At 64.9% G+C, this 23,508-nt stretch carries 23 protein-coding genes; 13 read left to right on the forward strand and 10 right to left on the reverse strand.

The window, feature by feature from the left end:
* The first annotated feature begins 15 nt into the window (after positions 1-15).
* Positions 16-1,173: a BMP family ABC transporter substrate-binding protein gene (locus tag AAHM38_RS15230; RefSeq protein ID WP_116575346.1), complete on the forward strand. Its 1,158-nt coding sequence runs from the start codon at positions 16-18 to the stop codon at positions 1,171-1,173.
* 164 nt (positions 1,174-1,337) lie between these two features.
* Entirely contained in the window at positions 1,338-1,634 is a 297-nt protein-coding gene (locus AAHM38_RS15235) for a YkvA family protein (protein WP_116575347.1), read from the forward strand.
* A gap of 9 nt (positions 1,635-1,643) precedes the next feature.
* Here the strand turns inward: AAHM38_RS15235 and AAHM38_RS15240 are convergent, their stop codons facing one another.
* Genes AAHM38_RS15240 through AAHM38_RS15255 form a run of 4 tightly spaced genes read right to left on the reverse strand, consistent with a single transcriptional unit; the run spans position 1,644 to position 4,822 of the window.
* The gene (locus AAHM38_RS15240; RefSeq protein WP_116575348.1) at positions 1,644-2,624 is read right to left on the reverse strand and encodes a quinone oxidoreductase family protein; all 981 of its coding nucleotides are present in this window, start codon (positions 2,622-2,624) and stop codon (positions 1,644-1,646) included.
* Positions 2,621-3,052: a methylglyoxal synthase gene (locus AAHM38_RS15245; protein WP_012762384.1), complete on the reverse strand. Its 432-nt coding sequence runs from the start codon at positions 3,050-3,052 to the stop codon at positions 2,621-2,623. The genes AAHM38_RS15240 and AAHM38_RS15245 overlap by 4 nt, the downstream gene beginning before the upstream one ends.
* A 10-nt stretch (positions 3,053-3,062) precedes the next feature.
* On the reverse strand, positions 3,063-3,854 hold the full coding sequence (locus tag AAHM38_RS15250; protein ID WP_012762385.1) for an SDR family oxidoreductase: 792 nt from the start codon (positions 3,852-3,854) through the stop codon (positions 3,063-3,065).
* 50 nt (positions 3,855-3,904) lie between these two features.
* Positions 3,905-4,822 (reverse strand): DMT family transporter, encoded by a 918-nt coding sequence (locus tag AAHM38_RS15255; RefSeq protein WP_012762386.1) that lies wholly within the window; start codon positions 4,820-4,822, stop codon positions 3,905-3,907.
* Between the two features lie 185 nt (positions 4,823-5,007).
* Here AAHM38_RS15255 and AAHM38_RS15260 point away from each other — a divergent pair, with 185 nt between their 5' ends.
* Together AAHM38_RS15260 and upp are read left to right on the forward strand one after the other, a co-directional pair.
* On the forward strand, positions 5,008-6,486 hold the full coding sequence (locus tag AAHM38_RS15260) for an NCS1 family nucleobase:cation symporter-1 (RefSeq protein ID WP_041668506.1): 1,479 nt from the start codon (positions 5,008-5,010) through the stop codon (positions 6,484-6,486).
* A 66-nt stretch (positions 6,487-6,552) separates the two neighbouring features.
* The gene (upp, locus tag AAHM38_RS15265; protein ID WP_012762388.1) at positions 6,553-7,203 is read left to right on the forward strand and encodes a uracil phosphoribosyltransferase; all 651 of its coding nucleotides are present in this window, start codon (positions 6,553-6,555) and stop codon (positions 7,201-7,203) included.
* Between the two features lie 69 nt (positions 7,204-7,272).
* Here the strand turns inward: upp and AAHM38_RS15270 are convergent, their stop codons facing one another.
* Positions 7,273-8,835, reverse strand: a complete 1,563-nt coding sequence (locus AAHM38_RS15270) for a helicase HerA-like C-terminal domain-containing protein (protein ID WP_116575349.1) — start codon at positions 8,833-8,835, stop codon at positions 7,273-7,275.
* A gap of 171 nt (positions 8,836-9,006) precedes the next feature.
* On the opposite strand from AAHM38_RS15270, the gene AAHM38_RS15275 reads away from it, so the two are divergent.
* The 8 genes from AAHM38_RS15275 (at position 9,007) to rng (ending at position 16,278) form a co-directional block, all read left to right on the forward strand.
* Entirely contained in the window at positions 9,007-9,732 is a 726-nt protein-coding gene (locus tag AAHM38_RS15275) for a YebC/PmpR family DNA-binding transcriptional regulator (RefSeq protein ID WP_004631018.1), read from the forward strand.
* A gap of 95 nt (positions 9,733-9,827) precedes the next feature.
* A complete protein-coding gene (purD, locus tag AAHM38_RS15280; protein WP_116575350.1) occupies positions 9,828-11,096 on the forward strand; it encodes a phosphoribosylamine--glycine ligase in 1,269 nt (422 codons plus the stop codon).
* 153 nt (positions 11,097-11,249) lie between these two features.
* Entirely contained in the window at positions 11,250-12,158 is a 909-nt protein-coding gene (hemF, locus tag AAHM38_RS15285; protein WP_012762391.1) for an oxygen-dependent coproporphyrinogen oxidase, read from the forward strand.
* Positions 12,155-12,865, forward strand: coding sequence for a nicotinate-nucleotide adenylyltransferase (locus tag AAHM38_RS15290; protein WP_116575351.1), 711 nt, complete (start codon positions 12,155-12,157; stop codon positions 12,863-12,865). The genes hemF and AAHM38_RS15290 overlap by 4 nt, the downstream gene beginning before the upstream one ends.
* Positions 12,866-12,937: 72 nt before the next feature.
* Complete coding sequence (gene rsfS / locus AAHM38_RS15295; RefSeq protein ID WP_116575352.1) at positions 12,938-13,555, forward strand: ribosome silencing factor; 618 nt, start codon at positions 12,938-12,940, stop codon at positions 13,553-13,555.
* 21 nt (positions 13,556-13,576) lie between these two features.
* Positions 13,577-14,047 (forward strand): 23S rRNA (pseudouridine(1915)-N(3))-methyltransferase RlmH, encoded by a 471-nt coding sequence (rlmH, locus tag AAHM38_RS15300; RefSeq protein WP_004631023.1) that lies wholly within the window; start codon positions 13,577-13,579, stop codon positions 14,045-14,047.
* Entirely contained in the window at positions 14,044-14,667 is a 624-nt protein-coding gene (locus tag AAHM38_RS15305) for a Maf family protein (protein WP_116575353.1), read from the forward strand. The genes rlmH and AAHM38_RS15305 overlap by 4 nt, the downstream gene beginning before the upstream one ends.
* A gap of 141 nt (positions 14,668-14,808) precedes the next feature.
* Positions 14,809-16,278 carry a ribonuclease G gene (rng, locus tag AAHM38_RS15310; RefSeq protein WP_012762396.1) on the forward strand — a complete coding sequence of 490 codons (1,470 nt, stop codon included), beginning with the start codon at positions 14,809-14,811 and terminating at the stop codon, positions 16,276-16,278.
* A gap of 21 nt (positions 16,279-16,299) precedes the next feature.
* Here rng and AAHM38_RS15315 read toward each other — a convergent pair whose 3' ends face one another.
* The 4 genes from AAHM38_RS15315 to mdlC form a co-directional block, all read right to left on the reverse strand.
* Positions 16,300-17,691 (reverse strand): MFS transporter, encoded by a 1,392-nt coding sequence (locus AAHM38_RS15315; protein ID WP_116575509.1) that lies wholly within the window; start codon positions 17,689-17,691, stop codon positions 16,300-16,302.
* Positions 17,692-17,837: 146 nt separating this feature from the next.
* Entirely contained in the window at positions 17,838-18,779 is a 942-nt protein-coding gene (locus AAHM38_RS15320) for a ketopantoate reductase family protein (RefSeq protein ID WP_103519422.1), read from the reverse strand.
* Between the two features lie 12 nt (positions 18,780-18,791).
* A complete protein-coding gene (locus tag AAHM38_RS15325) occupies positions 18,792-20,276 on the reverse strand; it encodes an aldehyde dehydrogenase (RefSeq protein WP_116575354.1) in 1,485 nt (494 codons plus the stop codon).
* Positions 20,276-21,865 (reverse strand): benzoylformate decarboxylase, encoded by a 1,590-nt coding sequence (mdlC, locus tag AAHM38_RS15330; RefSeq protein ID WP_116575355.1) that lies wholly within the window; start codon positions 21,863-21,865, stop codon positions 20,276-20,278. Before mdlC ends, AAHM38_RS15325 begins: the two co-directional genes overlap by 1 nt.
* A 92-nt stretch (positions 21,866-21,957) precedes the next feature.
* On the opposite strand from mdlC, the gene AAHM38_RS15335 reads away from it, so the two are divergent.
* A complete protein-coding gene (locus tag AAHM38_RS15335) occupies positions 21,958-22,857 on the forward strand; it encodes a LysR family transcriptional regulator (protein ID WP_116575356.1) in 900 nt (299 codons plus the stop codon).
* 10 nt (positions 22,858-22,867) lie between these two features.
* Here AAHM38_RS15335 and AAHM38_RS15340 read toward each other — a convergent pair whose 3' ends face one another.
* Positions 22,868-23,464, reverse strand: a complete 597-nt coding sequence (locus tag AAHM38_RS15340; protein WP_012762402.1) for a peroxidase-related enzyme — start codon at positions 23,462-23,464, stop codon at positions 22,868-22,870.
* Positions 23,465-23,508: the final 44 nt, after the last annotated feature.

A 23,508-nucleotide genomic window follows, 5' to 3' on the forward strand; every position in this document is an offset into this window, starting at 1 on the left:
CAACAGGAGAAATCGATGAACGTTACCCGCAGGATCACGCTGGCCGCTCTGGCCGCCGGCGCTGCCCTGACCCTCTGGGGTTGCGGCAAGTCCAACGACAACGCTGGCGGCAACGCCGCGCCGGCCGCGTCCTCGGCCCCAGCCGCAGCCGCACCGGCTCCGGCCAATGAGCCGCTGAAGATCGCCTTCGTCTACGTGGGCCCCGTGGGCGACGCAGGCTGGACCCACGCCCACGATGACGGCCGCAAGGAAGTCGAAGCCAAGTTCGGCGACAAGGTGAAGACCAGCTTCGTCGAAAGCGTGCCCGAAAGCGCCGCGGATGCCGAACGCGTGTTCCGCGACCTCGCCACGCAAGGCAACAAGGTCATCTTCGGTACGAGCTTCGGTTTCATGGAATCGATGCTCAAGGTTGCCAAGGAATTCCCGGACGTGAAGTTCGAGCACGCCACGGGTTTCAAGACTGCTGACAACCTCGGCCAGTACGACGTTCGCACGTATGAAGGCGCATATCTGGCAGGCGTGGTGGCCGGCAAGATGAGCAAGTCGGGCAAACTGGGCGTGGTGGGTTCGGTGCCCATCCCCGAAGTGATCCGCAACATCGATTCGTTCACGCTGGGCGCGCGCAGCGTCAACCCGAAGGCCACCACCCGCGTGGTGTGGGTCAACAAGTGGTTCGACCCGGGCAAGGAGCGCGAAGCGGCCACCACGCTCATCGGCCAGGGCGTCGACGTGCTGATGCAGAACACCGACTCTGCCGCCGTCGTGCAGACGGCCCAGGAAAAAAGCGTCTACGCCATCGGCTGGGACAGCGACATGACCAAGTTCGGCGAGAAGGCCCACTTGGCCGCCTCGATGAACAAGTGGGGCGTGTACTACACCAAGGTCGTCGGCGACGTGCTCGAAAACAAGTGGAAGCCGGAAACCGTGTGGTGGGGCCTGAAGGAAGGCGCCATCGACCTGGGCGCCTACAACGCCGTGGTGCCGGAAGACGTGAAGACGCTCGTCGAGACCCGCAAGAAGGGCATCATCGACGGCTCCGCACCGATCTGGAAGGGTCCGCTCAAGGACAACACCGGCAAGGAAGTCCTGCCCGCCGACAAGGTCGCCGACGATGGCTTCCTGCACGGCATCAAGTTCTACGTCGAGGGCGTGGAAGGCAAGATTCCGGGCTAAGTCGTACCCGTCTCGGCAAAAGCCGGCACCTCGCGCGAGGGCCGGCTTTTTTTCATGGACGATGGGTTTTCATCTTGAAAACCGGGCCATTTCCCCAAGCTGATACGATGGTTCGTCGGTCAAACGCTCTCATGTGACGCCGGCTTTTCATCAAGGAGCCCACGATGTTCGGACGACTCATCCGCCTGTGGAGCGTGGTGCGCAACGATGTGCGCCTGCTGTGGTTTGCATTGCGCCATCCGGACAAGCCGTGGTGGCTCGCACCGGCTGCGCTGCTGCTGGTTGGCTATGTGGTATCGCCGATCGACCTGATTCCGGATGTCATCCCGGTGATCGGCTGGGTGGACGATATCGTGCTGGTGCCGTTTGCGCTGCACATGCTGCTGCGCGGTCTGCCTGAGCGCGTGCGCGAAGATGCGCGCTTTGCGGCCGCCCGGCGTGTGAATCCCGCCGGGCGGTAACGTCTCAACTTACGGCAAGAGGATCGTCGAACCGGTCGTCTTGCGCGCTTCCAGATCGCGGTGCGCCTGCGCCGCGTTCTGCAGATCGTAGCGCTGGTGAATCTCGATCTTCACCTTGCCGCTGCTCGCCACATCAAACAACTCTGCTGCCATCGGTTCCAGCAGCTCGCGCCGCGCCGTGTAGGTCATCAGCGTCGGGCGCGTGATCTTGAGCGAGCCCTTTGCGCTCAGCACGCTGAGGTCGACCGGCGGCACCGGGCCCGATGCGTTGCCGTACGTGACCATCATCCCGCGCGGCGCGAGGCAATCCAGCGAGCCCGTGAACGTGTCTTTGCCAATGCCGTCGTAGACCACGGGCACGCCCTTGCCGCCCGTGATTTCGCGCACGCGTTCGGTGAAGTTCTCACGCGTGTAGACGATGGTGTGATCGCAGCCGTGCGCACGGGCAAGTTCGGCCTTGGCATCGCTGCCGACGGTGCCGATCACCGTGGCGCCGAGCGCCTTGAGCCACTGGCACGCAATCAGCCCGACACCACCAGCGGCTGCGTGAAACAGCACCGTATCGCCGGGCTGCACGCGGTAGCTGTCGCGAAGCAGGTACTGCGCAGTCATGCCCTGCAGCATCATCGCGGCGCCGGTTTCAAAGTCGATCGCATCCGGCAGCCGCACGAGAATGTCGGCCGGCATCGTGCGCACCGCAGCGTAAGCGCCAGTGGGGCGGCCGGCATAGGCCACGCGGTCGCCGGGCTTGACATGCGTCACGCCCTCACCCACCGCTTCCACCACCCCGGAGGCTTCCATGCCGATGCCGCCCGGGAGCGGCTGCGGATACAGCCCGGTGCGGAAATAGACGTCGATGTAGTTGAGGCCGATGGCGTGCTGCTTGATGGTGGCCTCGCCGGGGCCGGGTGCAGGCACGTCGACATCGACGTACTGCATCACTTCCGGACCGCCGGTCTCGAAGATGCGGATGGCTTTCGCTTGTGTCATGCGTGGATCTCCTTCGGATCAGGCGCCACCCGTTGCAGGGCCGACATCACCAGGTCGGCGGTGGCCAGGTTGGTGGCGCAGGGAATGTTGTGGACGTCGCAGGCGCGGACCAGCGCGTTGATGTCGGGTTCGTGCGGCTGCGGCGTCATCGGGTCGCGCAGGAAGATGACGGCGTCGACACGGCCTTCGGCCAACTGCGCGCCAATCTGCAAGTCGCCGCCCCACGGGCCGGACAGCATGCGCTGCACGGTCAGGCCGACTTCCTTCTCCAGGCGGCCGCCGGTGGTGCCGGTCGCCAGCAAGTCGCATTGCGACAGGAAGGCCTGGTGCGTTTGGGCGAAAGCGACCATGTCATCTTTTTTGTGGTCGTGTGCGATCAGTGCGACACGGCGTTTGCGGACTGCGCTTTCGGGCGTAAGAGTGGTCATCGTGATTGGCTTAAAAGGTGCCAGGAAAGCTGCCGCCATCCAACAGGATGTTTTGCGCATTCAGGTAGCCGGCATGCTGGCTGCAGAGGAAGGCACACACGGCGCCAAACTCGGCCGGTTGGCCGAAGCGTCGGGTGGGATTGCCCTGCCGCTTGCGGTCGAAATTCTCTTCTGCGCTGATGCCGACGGCCTTGGCGCCTGCCTCCAGCGTCTTGGTCAGGCGGTCGGTCTCGAACTGCCCCGGCAACAGATTGTTGATCGTTACGCCATGCTTGGCGACTTCACGCGCCAGGCCGGCCACGAAGCCCGTCAGGCCAGAGCGCGCGCCGTTGGACAGACCCAGCACGTCGATCGGCGCCTTCACCGCCCCGCTGGTGATGTTGACGATGCGGCCCCAGCGGCGCTCGATCATCTTGTCGACGGTAGCTTTGATGAGGTCGATGGGCGTGAGCATGTTGGCGTTGAGCGCGGCATTCCACGCGTCGCGGTCCCAATCGCGGAAGTTGCCCGGCGGCGGACCGCCCGCATTGTTGATCAGAATGTCGGGCGAGCCGCCCAGGCGCTCGCAAGCGAGCAGCGCTTCGGCGCGGCCTTCCGGCGTGGTGATGTCGGTGGCGACGGCCTCCACGCGCACACCGTGCGCCGTGCGGATGCGCTCGGCGGCTGCCGACAACGCTTCGGCACCGCGCGCGACGATCACCACATCCACGCCTTCGGCAGCCAGCGCGTCGGCGCACGCAAAGCCCAATCCCTTGCTTGCGCCGCACACCAGCGCTCGCTTGCCTTTCAGGCCCAAGTCCATCTGTCTGACTCCTTGTGGTTGTTATTTGGATTATTTAGATCGGCCGCCAGTCAGCCGCGACGGCGTGACAGCAGCGCCATACCGGCAAGCACTAATGCACTGCCGGCAATCTGCCAAATCGTGATCGGCTCGCCCAGCAGCCACCAGCCCAGCAGCAGCGTCGAGACCGGCCCGATCATGCCCGCCTGCGACGCCACCGGCGCACCTACGCGCGCCACCGCCATCATCGTCATCGTGACCGGCGCCACGGTACAGAACACCGAATTGATGGCCGACAGCCCATATACCTGCCAGGGCAGCACCAGCGTCGAAACCGGCCGCAGCACCAGAAACTGGACGATACAGGCCACGGTCGACACGCACATCGCATAGGCAACCAGCCGCATCGAGCCCACGCGCTTGACCAGTTCGCCGCTGGCCAGCAGATAGATACCGTAGCTGATGGCGCTGGCGAGCACCAAACCGCCGCCCAGCCAGACGTTGTTGCCACCCAGGTTCAGGTCATGCGCGAACACCAGCACGATGCCGGCATAGGCCAGCGCCAGCGACATCCATTGCAAGCCGGTAATGCGCCGCTTGAATACCGTTGACGTGATCAACAGCACGAACGACGGCGTCAGAAACAGGATCAGCCGCTCCAGCCCGGCCGTGATGTACTGCAGCCCGAGGAAGTCGAGAAAGCTGGAGAGGTAATAGCCGATGAGCCCCAAGCCGACGATGCGCCAGCGGTCCGGCACAGCCAGGGGCTCCGCACGGCGCGACTGCCACCATCCCATCGCCATGAACAGCGGCGCGGCCAGCAGCATGCGCAGGGTGATGACCATGACGGCGTCCACCTGATAGCGGTACATCAGCTTGGCGACGATGGCCTTGGCGGAGAACAGCACGGCGCCCACCGAGGCGAGCAGCAGGCCACCGGTGTCGGTGGTTCTTGCGGGCGTGGAAGACGCAGAGGACGCGGTGGTCACAGCGGGGGTGCGGGAGAGATGCGGGCGGCGTTGGAGAGCGCTGTCGATTGTATTGGAATTCAACAAAACGTTCCGGCGCGGGGGTGCGGTGCGCGTGGCACAGGTTTCGCTTGTGGCAGCAGCGACCGCCGTACAATCGCGCCTGCATTCCGAACATCTACAACGACAACGGATCCCACTTCGACATGAGCCAAACCACCTCTGCCGCATTCTCTGCGGACGCCGCCGGGGCACCCGACCCGACCCTCTGGAACGAAGACCTCAACCCGACCCCGCCCGCCGCCCGCACCTGGACGGCCACCAACTACGCCGCGCTGTGGGTGTCGATGGTGGTGTCGGTGCCGGCCTACATGCTGGCTTCGGGCCTGATGAGCGAGGGCATGAACTGGTGGCAGGCGGTGCTGACGGTGTTTCTCGGCAACCTGATCGTGCTCGTGCCGATGGTGCTGGTGGGGCACGCAGGTACCAAGTACGGCATTCCCTTCCCTGTGCTGGTGCGGGCCTCGTTCGGCGTGCGCGGTGCGCAGTTGCCGGCCATTCTGCGGGCCATCGTGGCGTGCGGCTGGTTCGGCATCCAGACGTGGCTGGGCAGCCAGGCGATCTACACGATCCTCAACGTCGTCACGGACAACATGCTGGTCGGCAGCAATATTCCGGGGCTGGGCATCAACCCGGGCCAGGGATTCTGCTTCCTGCTGTTCTGGGCGCTGCACATCTGGCTGATCACCAAGGGACTCGAATCGATCAAGCGCTTCCAGGCGCTGGCCACCCCGCTGCTGATCCTGGCGGCACTCGGCCTGGTCTGGTGGGCGTATATCAATGCGGGCGGCTTTGGCCCAATGCTCTCGGCGCCGTCGGCGTTTTCTGCCGGCGGTAAGCGCGCCGGCGAGTTCTGGGGCTTCTTCTGGCCGTCGCTCACCGCCATGGTCGGCTACTGGGCCACGCTGGCGCTGAACATTCCCGACTTCACCCGCTTCGCACACAGCCAGCGCGACCAGCTCGTCGGGCAAGCGATCGGCCTGCCGCTGCCGATGGGTCTGCTGGCGCTGGTGGCCGTGCTCGTCACGTCGTCCACGGTGGTCATCTACGGCCAGGCCATCTGGGATCCGGTTACGCTGGCCGGCAAGATGACGGGCCCGTCGGTCATCGTGGCCCTGCTGGCGCTGATCACCGCCACGCTGATGACGAACATCGCCGCGAACGTGGTGTCGCCGGCGTATGACTTTTCAAACCTGGCGCCGCATCGCATCTCGTTCCGCATCGGCGGCTACATCACGGCGGGCATCGGCCTGGCGATGATGCCGTGGAAGATCCTGGAAACGACCAAGGGCTACATCTTCACGTGGCTGGTCGGTTACGGCGCGCTGCTGGGCCCGGTGGCCGGCATCATGATGGTCGATTACTTCCTGGTGCGCCGCACGGTGCTCAAGACCGGCGAGCTGTTCCGCGTGGACGGCCCCTACGGTTACGGCAACGGCTGGAACGGCCGCGCCATCGTCGCGCTCATCATCGGCGTGCTGCCCAATCTGCCGGGCTTCTTCAAGCAGGCGGGATTCGTCGCCAGCGTGCCCGGCGTGTTCGAAGCGCTGTACACGTATGCGTGGTTCGTGGGCCTGGCAATTTCGGCCGTGGTGTACGTGATCCTGATGCGCGGGCGCCGCTGAGCGCCTCACCAATCGGCACGGGGGCGCGCCGGTACAATGCGCCCCATCTGAGAATCCCTTGCCGCCATGAAACAAGATCCGCGCTTTCCGAACCTGTTCATCCTCAACCACCCGCTGATCCAGCACAAGCTCACGCACATGCGCGACAAGGACACGTCGACACGCACGTTTCGCGAGTTGCTGCGTGAGATCACGCTGCTGATGGGCTACGAGATCACCCGCAACCTGCCGCTGACCAGCCGCCACATCGACACGCCGATGGGCCCGATGGAAGCGCCCGTCATCGCCGGCCGCAAGCTGGCCGTGGTGCCGGTGCTGCGTGCGGGCGTGGGTATGAGCGACGGCTTGATCGAACTGATTCCGTCGGCGCGCATCGGCCACATCGGCGTGTACCGTGATGAGCAGCACCGTCCGGTGGAATACCTCGTGCGGCTGCCCGACCTGGAAGACCGCACCTTCATCCTGTGCGATCCGATGGTCGCCACCGGTTACTCGGCCGTACACGCCGTCGACGTGATGAAGAAACGCGGCGTGCCCGACGAGAACATCCTGTTCCTGGCACTCGTGGCGGCGCCCGAAGGCGTAGAGGTGTTCCAGAAGGCGCATCCGGGCGTGAAGCTGTTTGTGGCGTCGCTCGATTCGCACCTGGATGAAAACGCCTACATCATCCCGGGCCTAGGCGATGCGGGCGACCGCCTGTTCGGCACGAAAAACTGATCGCGCATTCTCAGCGCAAACAAAAACAGCCGGCAATGCCGGCTGTTGTCTTTGGAGTACCGGGCGCGCTCAGCGTTTCTTCGATCCGCCGAGAATGCTGCCCAGCACGCCACGAACGATTTCGCGCCCGACGGTGGAACCGATGGTGCGCATCGTCGACTTGGCTAACGTTTCGACAATCGAATCGCCACGGCCGCTGCGGCCCGTACCCTTTGTGAGGATCGAGCCGACATCGCCCAGCCAGCCGCCGCTCTCCTGTGGCGCGGGCGCGGGCGCCGATGCGGGTGCTGAACCAGTCGATGCCCCGAAATCCGTGCCGATGGAACCCGGTGCAGGCGCAGATGTCGCCCCGCCCTTCGCCACGCGGCCGTTCAGGATTTCGTACGCCGATTCGCGGTCGATTGCCGTGTCGTAGCGGCCGGCCACCAGCGAATTCGTCATCAGCTCGCGGCGCTCGTCGTCCGAGATCGGGCCGATGCGCGACGCGGGTGGGACGACAAACGCACGCTGCGTGATCTCCGGGCGACCGCCCTCGTCCAGCATGGAAATCAGCGCCTCGCCCACGGCCAGTTCGCCGATGGCCTCTTCGATGCTGAACTCCGGGTTCGCGCGCATCGTGGTGGCCGCGGCCTTCACGGCCTTCTGGTCGCGCGGTGTGAACGCCCGGAGCGCGTGCTGCACGCGGTTGCCGAGCTGGCCGAGCACCGTGTCCGGCACGTCGGCCGGGTTTTGCGTCACGAAGTACACGCCCACGCCCTTCGAGCGGATCAGCCGCACCACCTGCTCCACCTTCTGCAGCAGCGACGGCGGCGCATCGTTGAACAGCAGGTGCGCCTCGTCAAAGAAGAAGGCGAGCTTGGGCTTGTCCACGTCGCCCACCTCCGGCAGATGCTCGAACAGTTCGGAGAGCAACCACAGCAGGAACGTCGCGTACAACTTGGGCGCATTGAGCAGCTTGTCGGCGGCCAGGATGTTGATCACGCCCTGGCCGCGCACCGTCTGCATCAGGTCGTTGATGTCGAGCATGGGCTCGCCGAAGAACCGGTCGGCGCCCTGCTCTTCCAGCGCGATCAGGTTGCGCTGGATGGCGCCGATGCTGGCCGACGAGATGTTCCCGTACTTGTTCGTGTAGTCAGACGCATGCTCGCCCACGTGCTGCAACATCGCACGCAGGTCTTTCATGTCGAGCAGCGCGAGGCCCGAGTCGTCCGCAATTTTGAAGACGAGGTTCAGCACGCCGGTCTGGATGTCATTCAGCTCCAGCATGCGGGAAAGCATCAGCGGGCCCATGTCGGACACGGTGGCGCGCACGGGGTGGCCGCGTTCGCCATACACATCCCACAACGTGACAGGGCAACCGGCCCATTGCGGCTCTTCCAGGCCGCGCTCCTGCAGGCGGGCCTTGAGCTTGTCGTTTGGTTGGCCGGGTTGCGAGATGCCGGTCAGATCACCTTTCACGTCGGCCAGAAAGACCGGTACGCCAATCTTCGACAGGCCCTGGGCGATCGTTTGCAGGGTGACGGTCTTGCCGGTGCCGGTGGCGCCGGTGATCAAGCCATGCCGGTTCGCGAGTTGGGGCAACAGCACCAACTCCGCTTTGGCGTTCTTGGCAATCAGGATGGGATCGGTCATGGCGTTTGGACGAGGATCAATCTGGGGAGGACACACCGGCAAGTCGACCGGATGGACGGGGCGGCGGGCGTGTGCAGCATGCTAAAATCCGCGACCGATTATAGAGCGTGCAGGTGGCGTCAAACCGCCATCTGAGCGCCAGATTCCACTGCATTCCGCTCGGAGAGTTTCATGGCCGGTCATTCCAAATGGGCCAATATCAAGCATAAAAAAGCCGCTGCCGACGCCAAGCGCGGCAAGATTTGGACGCGCCTGATCAAGGAAATCACCGTGGCGGCCCGCCTGGGCGGCGGCGATGCCGACTCCAACCCGCGCCTGCGCCTGGCCATGGACAAGGCCACCGACGCGAACATGCCGAAGGACAACATCAACCGCGCGATCCAGCGCGGCGTGGGCGGCCTGGAAGGCGCGAACTACGAGGAAATCCGCTACGAAGGCTATGGCATCAACGGCGCCGCCGTGATCGTCGACTGTCTGACCGACAACCGCACGCGTACCGTGGCCGAAGTCCGTCACGGGTTCGACAAGTACGGCGGCAATATGGGCACATCGGGCTCCGTCGCGTTCCTGTTCGACCATATCGGCCAGTTCATCTTTGCCCCCGGCACGCCCGAAGACAAGCTGATGGACGCCGCGCTCGAAGCCGGCGCCGATGACGTCATCACGCACGACGACGGCTCGCTCGAAGTCATCTGCCCGCCCCACGATTTCGCCAAGGTCAAGACCGCGCTGGAAGCCGCTGGCTTCAAGGCCGAACTGGCCGAAGTCATCATGAAGCCGCAGACCGAAGTCGTGTTCACCGGCGAAGACGCGGTCAAGATGCAGAAGCTGCTCGACGTCCTGGAAAACCTGGACGACGTGCAGGAAGTCTTCACCAACGCGGTCATCGGGGAGTAAGCCCCCGGACACGCGCATAACGGCGATCGACCTCACGATCGCCGTTTTTGTTTTCCAGATTTCGAATCGGATTTGCAATTTCAGGTAGGTACAGCATGAAAGTGATGGTGGTCGGTTCGGGCGGTCGAGAGCACGCCCTGGCATGGAAGCTGGCACGCTCGCCCAAGGTACAGGTGGTGTATGTGGCCCCCGGCAACGGCGGCACGGCGCTGGACAAGCGCCTGCAAAACCTCCCGATCACGGATCCGGAAGTGCTGGCCGCCTTTGCCGAGCGCGAAGGCATCCACTTCACGGTGGTCGGCCCGGAAGCGCCGCTTGCCGCCGGCATCGTCGACCTGTTCCGCGCTAAGGGCCTGCGCATCTTCGGGCCGACCAAGGCCGCCGCGCAGCTCGAATCGTCGAAGGATTTCGCCAAGGCGTTCATGCACCGCCATGGCATTCCGACCGCCAAGTACCAGACCTTTGGCGATGCTGCCCAGGCACATGCGTATGTTGACCAGGAAGGCGCTCCGATCGTCATCAAGGCCGATGGCCTGGCCGCCGGCAAGGGCGTGGTCGTAGCCATGACGGCCGAAGAGGCGCACAGCGCCATCGACATGATGCTGGCCGACAACCGCCTCGGTGACGCCGGTGCGCGTGTGGTGATCGAAGAATTCCTCGCCGGCGAAGAAGCGAGCTTCATCGTCGTGTGCGACGGCAAGAACGTCGTCGCGCTGGCCACTAGCCAGGACCACAAGCGCCTGCTCGACGGCGACGCCGGCCCCAACACGGGCGGCATGGGCGCCTACTCGCCCGCGCCGGTGGTCACGCCCACGCTGCACGCACGCGCACTGCGCGAGATCATCATGCCGACCATCCGCGGTATGGAAAAAGACGGCATTCCGTACACCGGCTTCCTGTATGCCGGCCTGATGATCGACGCAGACGGCAATCCCAAGACGCTCGAATTCAATTGCCGCATGGGCGATCCGGAAACGCAGCCCATCATGGCGCGCATGAAGACCGACCTGTACGACGTGCTCGACCGCGCCATCGACGGCAAGCTTGACGGCATGGAGCTGGACTGGGATCGCCGCACTGCGCTGGGCGTGGTGATGGCCGCGCACAATTACCCGGACACACCGCGCAAAGGCGACGTCATCACCGGCATCCCGAAGGAAACCGAAGACAGCGTCACCTTCCACGCCGGCACCACGCTCAAAGACGGCGTGCTGACCACCAACGGCGGCCGGGTGCTGTGCGTGGTGGGCCTGGCTGATACCGTGAAGGCAGCCCAGCGTGCGGCGTACAACGCCATCGAGCAGATCCACTTTGACGGCGCCCAGTACCGGACCGATATCGGCCATCGCGCCATCCGCCATTGAGCGACAGCACGCCGCGCTGGCGCCCCATCATGGGGCAGGCGCGGCATCCGTCACCCCGGGTGATCCCCGACTTGCCCCGGCGGCCCGCCCGCTACAATGGTGACAACCGTATGACTCGGCCCTCGCCTCGACGGGCGGCCCCCTTCTGATCGCATGGATACCCAAGCCGTCCGCGCCTACCTGCTGGACCTGCAGGATCGCATCACCACTGCCGCCAGCGCGCTGGACGGCGGCACATTCGTCACCGACGCATGGGAAAAGCCGCCCACCGAACGCCTGCGCGGCAGCGGTCGCACACGCATCCTGGAAGGCGGCACGCTGCTTGAACGCGGCGGCGTTGGCTTCTCGCATGTGTTGGGCGACACCCTGCCCCCTTCGGCGACGGCCAACCGGCCCGAATTGGCGGGGCGCGGTTTCGAGGCGATGGGCGTGTCGCTCGTCTTCCATCCGCGCAACCCCTACGTGCCGACGGTGCACATGAATGTGCGCTGCTTCGTCGCCGTGCGCCCCGATGCCGACCCCGTCTGGTGGTTCGGCGGCGGCATGGACCTCACGCCCTACTACGGGTTCACCGAAGACGCCTCGCATTTCCACCGCACCTGCCAAAGCGCCCTTGCCCCTTACGGCGACGAGCTGTATCCGCGCTTCAAGCAATGGTGCGACGACTATTTCTACCTGAAGCACCGCAAGGAGGCGCGCGGCGTCGGCGGCGTTTTCTTTGACGACTTTGCGGAGCTGGGCTTCGAGCGCAGCTTCGAAATGATGCGCTCGGTCGGCGACGCCTTCCTGCCCGCCTGGCTGCCCATCGCCGAACAACGCCACACCACACCCTACGGTGAGCGCGAACGCGCGTTCCAGGCCTATCGACGTGGCCGCTATGTCGAGTTCAACCTGGTATTCGATCGCGGCACGCTGTTTGGCCTGCAAAGCGGCGGTCGCGCGGAATCGATCCTGATGTCGATGCCGCCGGTGGCCAACTGGCGCTACGACTGGCAGCCGGAACCGGGGTCGCCCGAGGCCGCGCTGTACACCGATTTCCTGCCGGCGCGCGATTGGGTATGACGCTTCCCACGTTCGCGCGCCCCACTCTCGATCGCCCCTACCGGCTTGGCTTGCTGGGCGGCACGTTCGATCCGCCGCATATCGGCCACGTTGCGCTGGCCGAGCTGTGTATTGCCCGCCTCGACCTCGATGAACTGCTGTGGATTCCGACCGGCGTGTCCTGGCAGAAGGCGGCTGACATCACACCAGCACCGCTACGCTTCGCGATGACCGAGCTGGCCGCCCGTTCGGTACTCGGAAGCCACGCCCGTGTCCATGTCAGCAGCATGGAAGTCGACCGCCACGGCCCGAGCTACACGATCGACACCGTGCGCGAATTGCGCGGCGTCTATGGCCCGGATACCTCCATGGCGTGGCTGATGGGCGCCGACCAGCTTGTCGGCCTGGACACCTGGCACGGCTGGCAAGACCTGTTCGAATACGTCCACCTGTGCGTCGCCACACGCCCGGGTTTCGACCTTCAGGCATTGCATGTGCCGGTACAGCGCGAGCTCGATGTGCGCCGCGGCGACACGGCATTGATACAATGCGCACCCGCCGGCCATATGTGGATCGACCAGACCCTGGCCGTCGACCTGTCATCCACCCGCCTGCGCCAGCAGTTGGCCACCGGCGCGCGCTGCGACGCCGACCTGCCCGCCGGCGTGGCCGACCTGATCCAATCGCATTCGCTGTACCGCCGCGCCAACGGCACGGTCAGTGCTTGACCGCGTGATTGACCACATTCACGCCCTTTTTTGACCTTTTTTCTCGCCCTTTAAACGTTCTTCTCACTCAGTATGGATATTCGCAAACTACAACGCGTGATCGTCGACGCGCTCGAAGACGTCAAGGCGCAAGACATCAAGGTCTTCAATACGACGCACCTGACCGAACTGTTCGACCGCACGGTCATCGCCAGCGGCACGTCCAATCGCCAGACGAAGGCCCTCGCCGCATCTGTGCGTGACGCCGTCAAGGAAGCGGGCGGCCACATCATCGCCGTGGAAGGCGAAGACGTGGGCGAATGGGTGCTGGTCGACTGCGGCGACGCCGTGGTCCACATCATGCAGCCGCAGCTGCGCCTGTACTACAACCTCGAAGAGATCTGGGGTGACAAGCCGGTGCGCATCGAACTCGGCGGCACCGGCAAGCGCGGTCTGCCCAAGGCCAGCGAAGGTTACGACGACGAGGAAGACGAGACCGAAGAGGTCACGCCCGCCAAGCGCCGGACCACCAAGCCGAAGCTGGCAGGCGAGCGCCCGACCAAGGCCGCCGCACCGGCCAAGAAGGCTCCCGCCAAGACCGCCCCCAAGAAGCCGGCCACCAAGCGCGCACCCAGCACGGCCAAGCCCGCCACGAAGACCGCCGCAAAGACGGCAGCCAAGCGCGCGCCAGCCAAGAAGCGCGCGGCGTAACGTCTGGCAGACCGTCTCACCATGCAGTTGCTGATCGTTGCCGTCGGGCACAAGATGCCGTCCTGGATCGAGGAAGGCTTCTCTGAATATGCCAAGCGCATGCCGCCCGAACTGCGCATCGAACTGCGCGAGATCAAGCCTGAGCAACGCTCGGGCAGCCGCACCGCCGCCACCGTCATGCAGCTTGAGGCGGCGCGCATTGAAGCCGCGCTGCCCAAGGGCTGTCGCATGATCGCGCTGGATGAACGGGGCAAGGACCTCACCACCGTCGCACTGGCTGAATCGCTCACCGGATGGCAACAGGAAGGCGGCGACATCGCGTTCGTGATTGGCGGCGCGGATGGGCTGGATCCGGCACTCAAGGCAAAAGCCCGTACGCTGATCCGCCTGTCGAGCCTGACGCTGCCCCACGGCATGGTGCGTGTGCTGCTGGCCGAGCAGCTCTACCGCGCATGGAGCATCACGCAGAACCACCCGTATCACCGCGTATGACCATGGATGCACACAGCGCGCCGCACCTCTATCTCGCCTCGCAAAGCCCGCGCCGGCAGGAACTGCTGCGCCAGATCGGCGCGCGCTTCGAGCTGCTGCTCGCCAGCGACGATGAAGATGCGGAAGCGCTGGAAGCCGAGCTCCCCGGCGAGACGCCCGACGACTACGTTCAACGGGTCTGCGCATTGAAGGCGCAGGCGGCTGTGCGTCGCCGCACTGCACGCAACCTCCCCGCTTTGCCGATCCTCACGTCTGACACGACGGTGTGCCTGGGCGGCGAGATCCTCGGCAAACCCGCTGACGCAGCCGACGCCCATCGCATGCTGCGCGGCATGTCAGGCCGCCAACACCGCGTGCTGACCGCCGTGACCGTCGTCAAGGCCGACGGCACGCCGATGCATGCGCTGTCCGTTTCGGACGTGCGCTTTGCCGTGCTGACGGACAACGACATCGCCCGCTACATCGCCAGCGGCGAGCCCTTTGGCAAGGCGGGCGCGTACGGCATCCAGGGGCGCGCAGCCGCCTTTGTGGCCCATATTTCGGGAAGCTATTCGGGTATCATGGGTCTACCCCTGTTCGAGACCGCCGCACTGCTCGCACAGGCGGGCATCACGCTGTGAATCACGCTGTAACTCGCGCTCTCTGACCGGCCACCGATGCACGCGCCGGACAGCGTGCGAGGGCCGGTTTCAAGACACGCTTCGGGCAACCCTGTCCGGCCCAGAGGCGGGTGCTGAAACCCGCTCTCCTGGTACCTCTCCATGTCCGAAGACATCCTCGTCAATATCACGCCGCAAGAAACGCGCGTGGCTATCGTCCAGCAAGCCGCCGTTCAGGAGCTTCACATCGAGCGCACGCTGACGCGCGGCCTGGTCGGCAACATTTACCTTGGCAAGGTGGTGCGCGTGCTGCCTGGCATGCAGTCGGCCTTCATCGACATCGGGCTGGAGCGTGCGGCGTTCTTGCATGTGGCTGACATTTGGCACCCGCGCGACGCGAAGGACGCGCCGCCCACACCGCAAGTCGCCATCGAGAAGACGCTCTTCGAAGGTCAGGCGCTGATGGTCCAGGTCATCAAAGACCCGATCGGCACCAAGGGCGCACGGCTGTCCACCCAGGTGAGCATCGCCGGCCGCACGCTGGTGTATCTGCCGCAAGACCCGCACATCGGTATCTCGCAGAAGATCGGCAATGAGGCCGAGCGCGAAGCGCTGCGCGCACGGGTGACCGCCATGGTGCCCACCGAAGAACGCGGCGGTTTCATCGTGCGCACGATCGCCGAAGAGTCGACCGACGAAGAACTCGCCAACGACGTCGCTTACCTGCGCAAGATCTGGGCGACCATCCGCCACAACGCGACAACCCTGCCCGCCCCGTCGATCCTGTATCAGGACCTGAATCTTGCCCAGCGCGTGCTGCGCGATTTCGTAACGGACGAAACGCGCAGCATCCAGGTCGATTCGCGCGAGAACCACCAGAAGCTTATCGAATTTGCGCAGGAATACACGCCAGCCGTGGTCGAGCGCCTGACGCATTACACCGGTGAACGGCCAATCTTCGACCTGTACAACATTGAGGCTGAAGTCGAGCGCGCACTGTCGCGCCGGGTCGATCTGAAATCGGGCGGCTACCTGATGATCGACCAGACCGAGGCGATGACGACCATCGACGTCAACACCGGCGGTTACGTTGGCGCACGCAACTTCGACGACACGATTTTCAAGACCAATCTGGAAGCCGCGCACACCATTGCGCGGCAACTGCGGCTGCGCAACCTGGGTGGCATCATCATCATCGACTTCATCGACATGGAGTCTGCCGAGCATCGCGATGCGGTGCTCGCCGAACTGCGCAAGGCGCTGTCGCGTGACCGTACACGCATCACGGTCAACAGCTTTTCGCAACTTGGGCTGGTGGAGATGACGCGCAAACGCACGCGCGAATCGCTCGCGCATGTGCTGTGCGAGCAGTGCCCGGTATGCCAGGGCAAGGGCCAGGTGAAGACGCCGCGCACGGTGTGCTACGACATCCTGCGCGAGATCATGCGCGAGTCGCGGCAGTTCAATCCGCGCGAATTCCGCATCCTCGCGTCGCAGTCGGTCATCGACCTGTTCCTGGAAGAAGAAAGCCAGCACCTCGCGATGCTGGGCGATTTCATCGGCAAGCCGATTTCACTGCAGGTGGAATCGTCCGCGGCCAGCCAGGAGCAGTACGACATCATCCTGATGTAGCACTGCCCCCAAGCGCGGCGGCTACGGCTTGACCGGGCTGCCGTGCGAAACCGATGCGGCGGCCAGGGGTGCTTGCTCCCGCTCCGTCAGACGCGGAATCTGCTCGCGCATGGCGAGCAGTGCGGCGAGCACGACCAACATCACGGTCCCGAGCATGCCCAGATAGGCCACCGAACCGCCAGCTGTGATGACGATCGCGCCGGCAAACGCGCTGAGGATGGCGCCCACGCGCCCAAATGCCACCGCGGATGCCGTGCCCGTCGCGCGCACCGCCGTCGGATAAACGTAGGCACACAGCGCATACATCGTCGATTGCACCGCGTTGACAAACAGGCCGTGCAGCCCAAGGCCGACGATCAACAGATTCGTGTTCAGCTTGGCGTCGACGCCCTGCAACGCAAAGGCGCTCGCGGCCGCGCCCACGCAACACAGCGCCATTGGCCAGCGCGAACCCCATCGGGCGATCTTCACCGCGCAAGCCAAAGCGCCGATCACGCCGCCAAGGTTGTACGCGGTCAGCCCCGAGCCCGCCACGCTCACGCTCAAACCTTCTGAAGCGAGCATCGTCGGCAGCCAACTGAACGCTGCGTACACAGCGAGCAGGCACATGAAAAACGCTGCCCAGAGCGCAATCGTGTCACGCGCTTGGCCCGGCGCGAAGAGGGAGCGGAAACTTGCGTGTTGAATGACCTTCTGGCCAGCCACATCGGCAAACACCGCGTTGGCGGGCACATCGCGCTCCATCTTGGTCAGCAGCTGCGCCAGTCGCGGCCAATCCGACTGGCGGCGCGCCAGGAAGCGCGGTGACTCGGGCAGCGCGGCCACCAACACAAATCCAAGCACGAGCGGTAGCGCACCGCCAATCCAGAACAGCCCGCGCCAGCCATAGAGCGGCAGCACTTGGCCGGCAAACAGGCCCGCCAGCATCCCGCCCAACGGCACGCAGACGATCGTGGCCGTCACCGCCAGCGTGCGGCGACGCCCAGGCGTGAACTCCGCCGTCATCGTCGTGGAGCTTGGCAGCGCGCCGCCAATGCCCAGGCCCGCGATGAATCGCAGCGCGGCAATCGTGGCCACGTTGGGCGCAAACCCGATCGAGCACGTCGCTACGCCAAACAGAAACACGCTGCCGATCAGCGCCAGGCGTCTTCCGAAGCGGTCGGCAAACAAGCCCGCCAAGGCGCTGCCCAGCCCCATGCCGATGAGGCCCGCTGCCACCGCCGGGGCAAACGCGTTGCGCGTGATGCCCCATTCCTTGATCAGCACGGGGATGGCAAAACCAATCAACTGGCCGTCAAAGCCGTCCATGACGATGGCGAAGGCCGCAAGCAGCACCGCCATCTTCTGTGCAAGGGAAAACGGCCCGTCATCGAGGACCGTACCGATATCGACCGTGGTGTGGTTCTGATTCATGCGGGCCTCCGCTGGGACGGCACACACGCGAAAGCGCAACGCCATACCAGCGTCGCGCTCACCCATCTGGAACTGCTCATCATGGTTTGTCTCCGTTGAAGTGGCGTCTGCGCGCCATCGAATGAAAGCTTGGGTTGCTCGGTCCGCTAACGCTCCTGCTGGTGTGCCGCCTGCGCCTGTACCTGCACCAACCGCACGAGCTGCATCAAGGTCTCGGTGTGCGGCACGGGCACGCCATGCCGGCGCGCCGTCGCTACCACGGCGCCATTGATGGATTCAATCTCGGTCAGGCGACCGGCCAGCACGTCCTGCAGCATCGATGGCTTGTGCCCGCGATGCGCGACGATGGCGTGCCGTACGTTGTCGTTCACCTTTCCGGCATCAACCGTAATGCCGCTGGCGCGCGCCACGGCCAGCACTTCATCTACGATGGTCAGCGCCAGCGCCGGGCCGTCTTCTACCGCCCCCAGCGCATCGACGGGCTGGTTCAGCACCGTACACAGCGGGTTGAGTGCGGCATTGAAAGCGACTTTCTCCCACACGGCGCCCCACACGTTGGCATCGGCCTGGCAGTTCAGGCCTGCTGCGGACAGCACATGCACCACGCGTGCGAGTATCGCGGGCCGCTCGCCGTCAGCGCTCATCAGGCGGATCTCGCCCGTGCCATGTGAGCGCACGTGGCCCGGGCCAACCAAATCTGCCGGCCACGTCGTGACGCCAACAAAGATGCGCTCTCGCTGCACCATCGAAGCCAGCGCCTCCACATTGCCCAGCCCGTTCTGCAGCGTCAGTACATGTGTCGCTGGGCCAATCAGATGACGCACGCTCGCCACTGCGGCGCGTGTGTGCATGGACTTGGTGAAGACGATCAGCAAGTCCGGCACGTCGGCCGCATCGCCCGGACGCAGCGCCTGCAGGTTGCCGACATGACGGTCGCCCCAATCGGTTTCCAGCCGCAAACCGCGCGCGGCGATGGCGTGCAGATGTGCATCGTTGATGTCGAGCAGCGTGACATGCTGGTCGGCTTCGGCCAGCAACCCGCCAAACAGCGAGCCCATCGCGCCCGCTCCAAGAATGGCGATCTTCATCGGCATCTCAGCTCAGAACGGGTAGTGGCGCGGCGTGGTCTGCACCGTCATCCAGCGCAGCTCGGTGAACTCGGCCACACCGGCGCGGCCGCCGAACCGCCCGAAGCCGCTTGCCTTGACGCCGCCAAACGGCATCTGCGCCTCGTCGTGCACGGTCGGACCGTTGATGTGGCAGATGCCGGATTCGATGCGGCGCGCGACGTTCATGGCGCGGGCGACATCGCGGCTGAACACGGCGGACGACAAGCCGTATGCGTTGTCATTCGCACAGGCAACGGCGGCATCGTCGCCGTTCACACGCACGATGCCCTTGACGGGGCCGAATGATTCTTCTGAGTAGATCAGCATGTCGGGCGTCACGTGGTCGAGAAGCGTGGCGGGCATCAGCGTACTGGTTGCCTTGCCGCCGCACAGCAGCTTCGCGCCTTTGGCGAGCGCATCGTCGATGAGGTGGTTGCAGCGTTCGACGGTACTCATGTCGACCACCGAGCCCAGCACTGCCGGCCCCTTGCGCGGATCGCCAAGCGGCAGCGCCGCAGCCTTGGCCGCCAGCTTGGCGACAAATGCATCGGCGATGGATTCATCGACGATGATGCGCTCGGTGGACATGCAGATCTGGCCCGAATTGGCAAACGCGCCGAAGGCTGCGCCGTCGACAGCGGCGTCGATGTCCGCATCCGCCAACACCAGCAGCGGCGCCTTGCCGCCCAGTTCCAGCACCACAGGTTTCAGATACGTCGCGCACGTCTGCGCGATGATGCGGCCCACACGCGTTGAGCCGGTAAAGTTGACGCGCCGCACGGCGGGGTGCGCGATCATCGCCTCCACGATCACGCCGGCGTCGGCCGGGGCATTCGTCACAAAATTGACGACGCCGTTTGGCAAGCCCGCCTCTTGCAAGGCTTCGATGATGAGCCCGTGCGTGGCGGGCGAAACTTCCGAGCCCTTGAGCACGACGGTGTTGCCGCATGCCAGCGGCAGCGCAATCGCCCGCACGGCGAGGATGACCGGCGCATTCCATGGAGCAATTCCGAGCACCACGCCGGCCGCCTGGCGCACGCCCATGGCGAGGCTGCCGGGCACGTCGGACGGAATGATCTCGCCCGCGATCTGCGTGACCATGGCCGCGGCTTCCTGCAGACCGCTCGCAGCAAGATGCACGTTGAAGCCGGCCCACAGCGCGGAGGCGCCCGTTTCAGCAGCCATCGCGGCGGCAAAAGCCTCGCCCTTCGCCTCAAGTGCCTGGGCAGCGCGCATGAGCAACGCACGGCGCTCTGTCGGTCCCATTGCAGCCCATGCCGGGAATGCAGCAGCGGCGGCATCGACTGCGCGACGGGCATCCTCCGACGTTGCCGCTGGCGCGCGCGTAGCGACAGTGCCGTCAAGCGGATTGCGCCGCTCGAACACGGCACCATTGGCGGCTTGCACGCGCTCTCCGTTAATCAGCATCGCAATGGTGTGGGCCGCATCCAGCGGGGCAACGTTCGTGTTCGTCATCAAGCGATCTCCACTTCAATCAAGGTTGGTCCGGTGGATTGCAGGGCGCGGCGCAGCACAGCCTCCAGCGCATGGGGGTCACTCACGCGCTGACCGGTGCAGCCCATGGCGTGGGCCAGGCCGACAAAGTCGATGCCGCGCAGATCCGTGCCCTGCACCGCATCGGTGGGCGCAAAGCCGAACACCGGTGCGAAATCCTGCAAGGCAGCATAGCGGCGGTTGTTCAGGATGACGAACGTCATGGGCAACTTGAGCTGCGCCGCGCTCCACAGCGCCTGGATCGAATACATGCTCGATCCATCGCCAATCAGGCCGATCACGCGTGTGCCAGGTTTCGCAAGTGCCACGCCGACAGCGGCCGGCATGCCGTAGCCCAATCCGCCGCTGTCCATGGTGTAGAACGCGCCAGCGCGGCGCATCGGCAAGTAGGCCTGCATGGTCGATCGGGCGCTCGGCGCCTCTTCGACGACGATGTCCGCCAGGCCGCGTACGGCATCGAGCGTCTGTAACGCACACGCAACCGACATGGGCGAACCCGGCTCAGCGCGCGGCGATTTGACGCGGGGTGCCGGCGCCGGCCGAGCCGGTGGCGCGGGGCGAGCGAGCAAATCCAGCACGCCCAGACGCATGTTGCCCACGGCGGAAATGCCTTCGGGCGTCCAGGCAGCGGTCGCTGGATCGTCGATCAACTGCACGAGCTTCGCCCCGACCGGCACATGCGGCCCATGGCCTTCCACGTGGTACGTAAACGCAGGGGCGCCGAGCGCAAACACCACGTCGTGCCCCTGCAGCAGGCTGACGATTTTTTCACGCATCGCGGGCAGGAAGCCGGCGAACAGGCGGTGGTCTTCAGGAAACGCGCCACGCCCGGCCATCGGTGCCGTGAATACGCGCGCGTTATGCCTCTCGGCGAGTTGCACGACGGCGTCCCACGCGCCAGCGCGGTCAATGGCGGCCCCCACCACGAACGCCGGCCGCTGTGCCGCGTCGAGCACGTCGCCGATGCGCGCCAGCGTGACCGGATCGGGCCGCACCGCGGTGGCCACTTCGTGCACGGCGACGGGTTCCGTCGGCTGGTCCCAGTCATCCACGGGAATGGACACCAGCACCGGGCCTCGCGGCTCCTGCATCGCGATGTGATACGCGCGGGCTAGCGCCAGCGGCACGTCTTGTGCACGCGCGGGCTCGATGCTCCATTTGACGTACGGCTTGGGCAGCTCGGTCGCCTGATTGGACGCGAGAAACGGATCGAACGGCAGGATGGAGCGTGCCTGCTGCCCGGCGGTGATCACCAGGGGCGTGCGATTCTTGAACGCCGTGAAGATGTTGCCCATGGCGTTGCCGACACCGGCCGCCGAGTGCAGATTCACCAGCGCCGCGTTGCCGGTAGCCTGCGCAAAGCCGTCTGCCATGCCCACGACCACGGCTTCCTGCAAGCCGAGGATGTAGCGGAAGTCCTCCGGAAAATCGCGAAACATCGGTAGCTCGGTCGAGCCGGGGTTGCCGAACACGTGCGTCATGCCGAGCCGGCGCAGCAGCTCGATGGTGGCGTCGCGCACGGTGGTCAGCGCGAGCGAGGTGCGGGTCATACGGGCCATCTCCTTGAAACAGGTCGCCAGTATGGAATCCGTAGTTCTTAACGGGATATTGAATTATTTCGAGAAAGTCATTACCTTTTGACATGACTTTCGATCTGCGCCAGCTGCGCGCATTCACCACCATCGTTTCCGCCGGCAGTCTTGGCCGCGCTGCAGAAGTGCTGCACGTCACCCAGCCGGCGCTCAGCCGCATCGTCAAGCGGTTGGAAGACGAAGTGGGCGCCCCCCTGTTCGAGCGGCACTCCAAGGGAATGCAGCTCACCGCGATCGGGCAGGCGCTCCTGCCCCACGCATCGCTGCTGCAGCACGAGGCCGATTACGCCCGTGAAGAAATCAACGCAATGCGCGGCCTCTCCAAGGGCACCATCCGCGTGGGTGCAGTCGGGAGCATTGCGAGCTATGTGTTGCCGCTAGCCGTCGGCACGTTGGTCGCGCGGTGGCCAAACCTGCGCGTGGAAATTCTCGAAGGCGTGTGGGATCGCCTGGCCGAGGGGCTGGTCAAGCACGAAATCGACCTCGCGCTGTCGATGGCGATGCCGGATACCGACGAAATCATCGCCATCGCGGATTGCCGCTGGGAGGATGCCAGCTTTGTCGTGGCGTCTCGTGAGCATCCGTTGCGCAAGCGTCCATCGCTGACGCTGGCCGATACGCTGGATGCGCCCTGGGCCGTTCCTCCGCGAGGCACCGGGCCATATGAACACATGCGGCAAGTTTTTGAGGCAGCGGGCCTTGGCTTGCCGAACATCGTGGTGGAAACACGCTCGGTGACTGCGCTCAAGAGCCTGGTGGCGCGCTCGGGATTTCTCAGCTGGATGGCAGAACCGATGATCGATGCCGAGCGCCGCGCCGGTGTGATCGAGCCTTTGCCCATTCCCGGCCTGGTGGCGCGCCGCACACTGACTGCATTCCGGCGCCGCCACGGCATTCTGCCGAGCCCCGCCGTCAAGCTGCTCGAGGCGCTGCGCGAGCTGACGGCGTAAGCCCGGGGCGCTATTTCTTCTCGCGCGGCACGCGGCCAAGCAGGTAGAACTCGTCATTGGGCCGCATCGAAATCACATTCGCCATGCGGTTCGACAGGCCGAAGAATGCGGTGATACCGGTGATGTCCCAGATGTCCTCATCATCGAAGCCGTGCGCGCGTAAGGCTTCATAGTCCGCGTCATTGACGGTGTGCGAGGCGGTGCAGACCTTCATTGCAAAGTCGAGCATGGCGCGCTGGCGCGGCGTGATGTCGGCCTTGCGGTAATTGACGGCAACCTGGTCGGCCACCAGCGGCTTCTTTTCGTAGATGCGCAGAATGGCGCCGTGCGCGACCACGCAATACAGGCACTGGTTGGCGGCGGAGGTGGCGACCACGATCATCTCGCGCTCGCCCTTGGTGAGACTGCTGCCTTCGCGCAGCATCAGCGCATCGTGGTACGCGAAAAAGGCGCGGCATTCGTCGGGCCGATGCGACAGCGCCAGGAAGACGTTCGGCACAAAGCCGCTTTTCTCCTGCACCTCCAGGATGCGCGCGCGAATATCTTCAGGAATATCAGCCAGCTCAGGAACGGGGAACCGGCTGATGGGCGGCGTGATGGTCGTCACGATGTCTCCTTTGATTTGAGCATCCTGAGCACGCCGCCCGAGCG

The organism is Ralstonia sp. OTU4908, from assembly GCF_038440115.1.
Taxonomy (GTDB): Bacteria; Pseudomonadota; Gammaproteobacteria; order Burkholderiales; family Burkholderiaceae; genus Ralstonia; species Ralstonia pickettii.

What these genes read in the sequence shown, in the direction of transcription:
- AAHM38_RS15230 (WP_116575346.1), top strand. Translation starts at nt 16, where the DNA reads ATGAACGTTACCCGCAGGATCACGCTGGCCGCTCTGGCCGCCGGCGCT.
- AAHM38_RS15235 (WP_116575347.1), top strand. Translation starts at nt 1,338, where the DNA reads ATGTTCGGACGACTCATCCGCCTGTGGAGCGTGGTGCGCAACGATGTG.
- AAHM38_RS15240 (WP_116575348.1), bottom strand. Translation starts at nt 2,624, where the DNA reads ATGACACAAGCGAAAGCCATCCGCATCTTCGAGACCGGCGGTCCGGAA.
- AAHM38_RS15245 (WP_012762384.1), bottom strand. Translation starts at nt 3,052, where the DNA reads ATGACCACTCTTACGCCCGAAAGCGCAGTCCGCAAACGCCGTGTCGCA.
- AAHM38_RS15250 (WP_012762385.1), bottom strand. Translation starts at nt 3,854, where the DNA reads ATGGACTTGGGCCTGAAAGGCAAGCGAGCGCTGGTGTGCGGCGCAAGC.
- AAHM38_RS15260 (WP_041668506.1), top strand. Translation starts at nt 5,008, where the DNA reads ATGAGCCAAACCACCTCTGCCGCATTCTCTGCGGACGCCGCCGGGGCA.
- upp (WP_012762388.1), top strand. Translation starts at nt 6,553, where the DNA reads ATGAAACAAGATCCGCGCTTTCCGAACCTGTTCATCCTCAACCACCCG.
- AAHM38_RS15270 (WP_116575349.1), bottom strand. Translation starts at nt 8,835, where the DNA reads ATGACCGATCCCATCCTGATTGCCAAGAACGCCAAAGCGGAGTTGGTG.
- AAHM38_RS15275 (WP_004631018.1), top strand. Translation starts at nt 9,007, where the DNA reads ATGGCCGGTCATTCCAAATGGGCCAATATCAAGCATAAAAAAGCCGCT.
- purD (WP_116575350.1), top strand. Translation starts at nt 9,828, where the DNA reads ATGAAAGTGATGGTGGTCGGTTCGGGCGGTCGAGAGCACGCCCTGGCA.
- hemF (WP_012762391.1), top strand. Translation starts at nt 11,250, where the DNA reads ATGGATACCCAAGCCGTCCGCGCCTACCTGCTGGACCTGCAGGATCGC.
- AAHM38_RS15290 (WP_116575351.1), top strand. Translation starts at nt 12,155, where the DNA reads ATGACGCTTCCCACGTTCGCGCGCCCCACTCTCGATCGCCCCTACCGG.
- rsfS (WP_116575352.1), top strand. Translation starts at nt 12,938, where the DNA reads ATGGATATTCGCAAACTACAACGCGTGATCGTCGACGCGCTCGAAGAC.
- rlmH (WP_004631023.1), top strand. Translation starts at nt 13,577, where the DNA reads ATGCAGTTGCTGATCGTTGCCGTCGGGCACAAGATGCCGTCCTGGATC.
- AAHM38_RS15305 (WP_116575353.1), top strand. Translation starts at nt 14,044, where the DNA reads ATGACCATGGATGCACACAGCGCGCCGCACCTCTATCTCGCCTCGCAA.
- rng (WP_012762396.1), top strand. Translation starts at nt 14,809, where the DNA reads ATGTCCGAAGACATCCTCGTCAATATCACGCCGCAAGAAACGCGCGTG.
- AAHM38_RS15315 (WP_116575509.1), bottom strand. Translation starts at nt 17,691, where the DNA reads ATGAATCAGAACCACACCACGGTCGATATCGGTACGGTCCTCGATGAC.
- AAHM38_RS15320 (WP_103519422.1), bottom strand. Translation starts at nt 18,779, where the DNA reads ATGAAGATCGCCATTCTTGGAGCGGGCGCGATGGGCTCGCTGTTTGGC.
- AAHM38_RS15325 (WP_116575354.1), bottom strand. Translation starts at nt 20,276, where the DNA reads ATGACGAACACGAACGTTGCCCCGCTGGATGCGGCCCACACCATTGCG.
- mdlC (WP_116575355.1), bottom strand. Translation starts at nt 21,865, where the DNA reads ATGACCCGCACCTCGCTCGCGCTGACCACCGTGCGCGACGCCACCATC.
- AAHM38_RS15335 (WP_116575356.1), top strand. Translation starts at nt 21,958, where the DNA reads ATGACTTTCGATCTGCGCCAGCTGCGCGCATTCACCACCATCGTTTCC.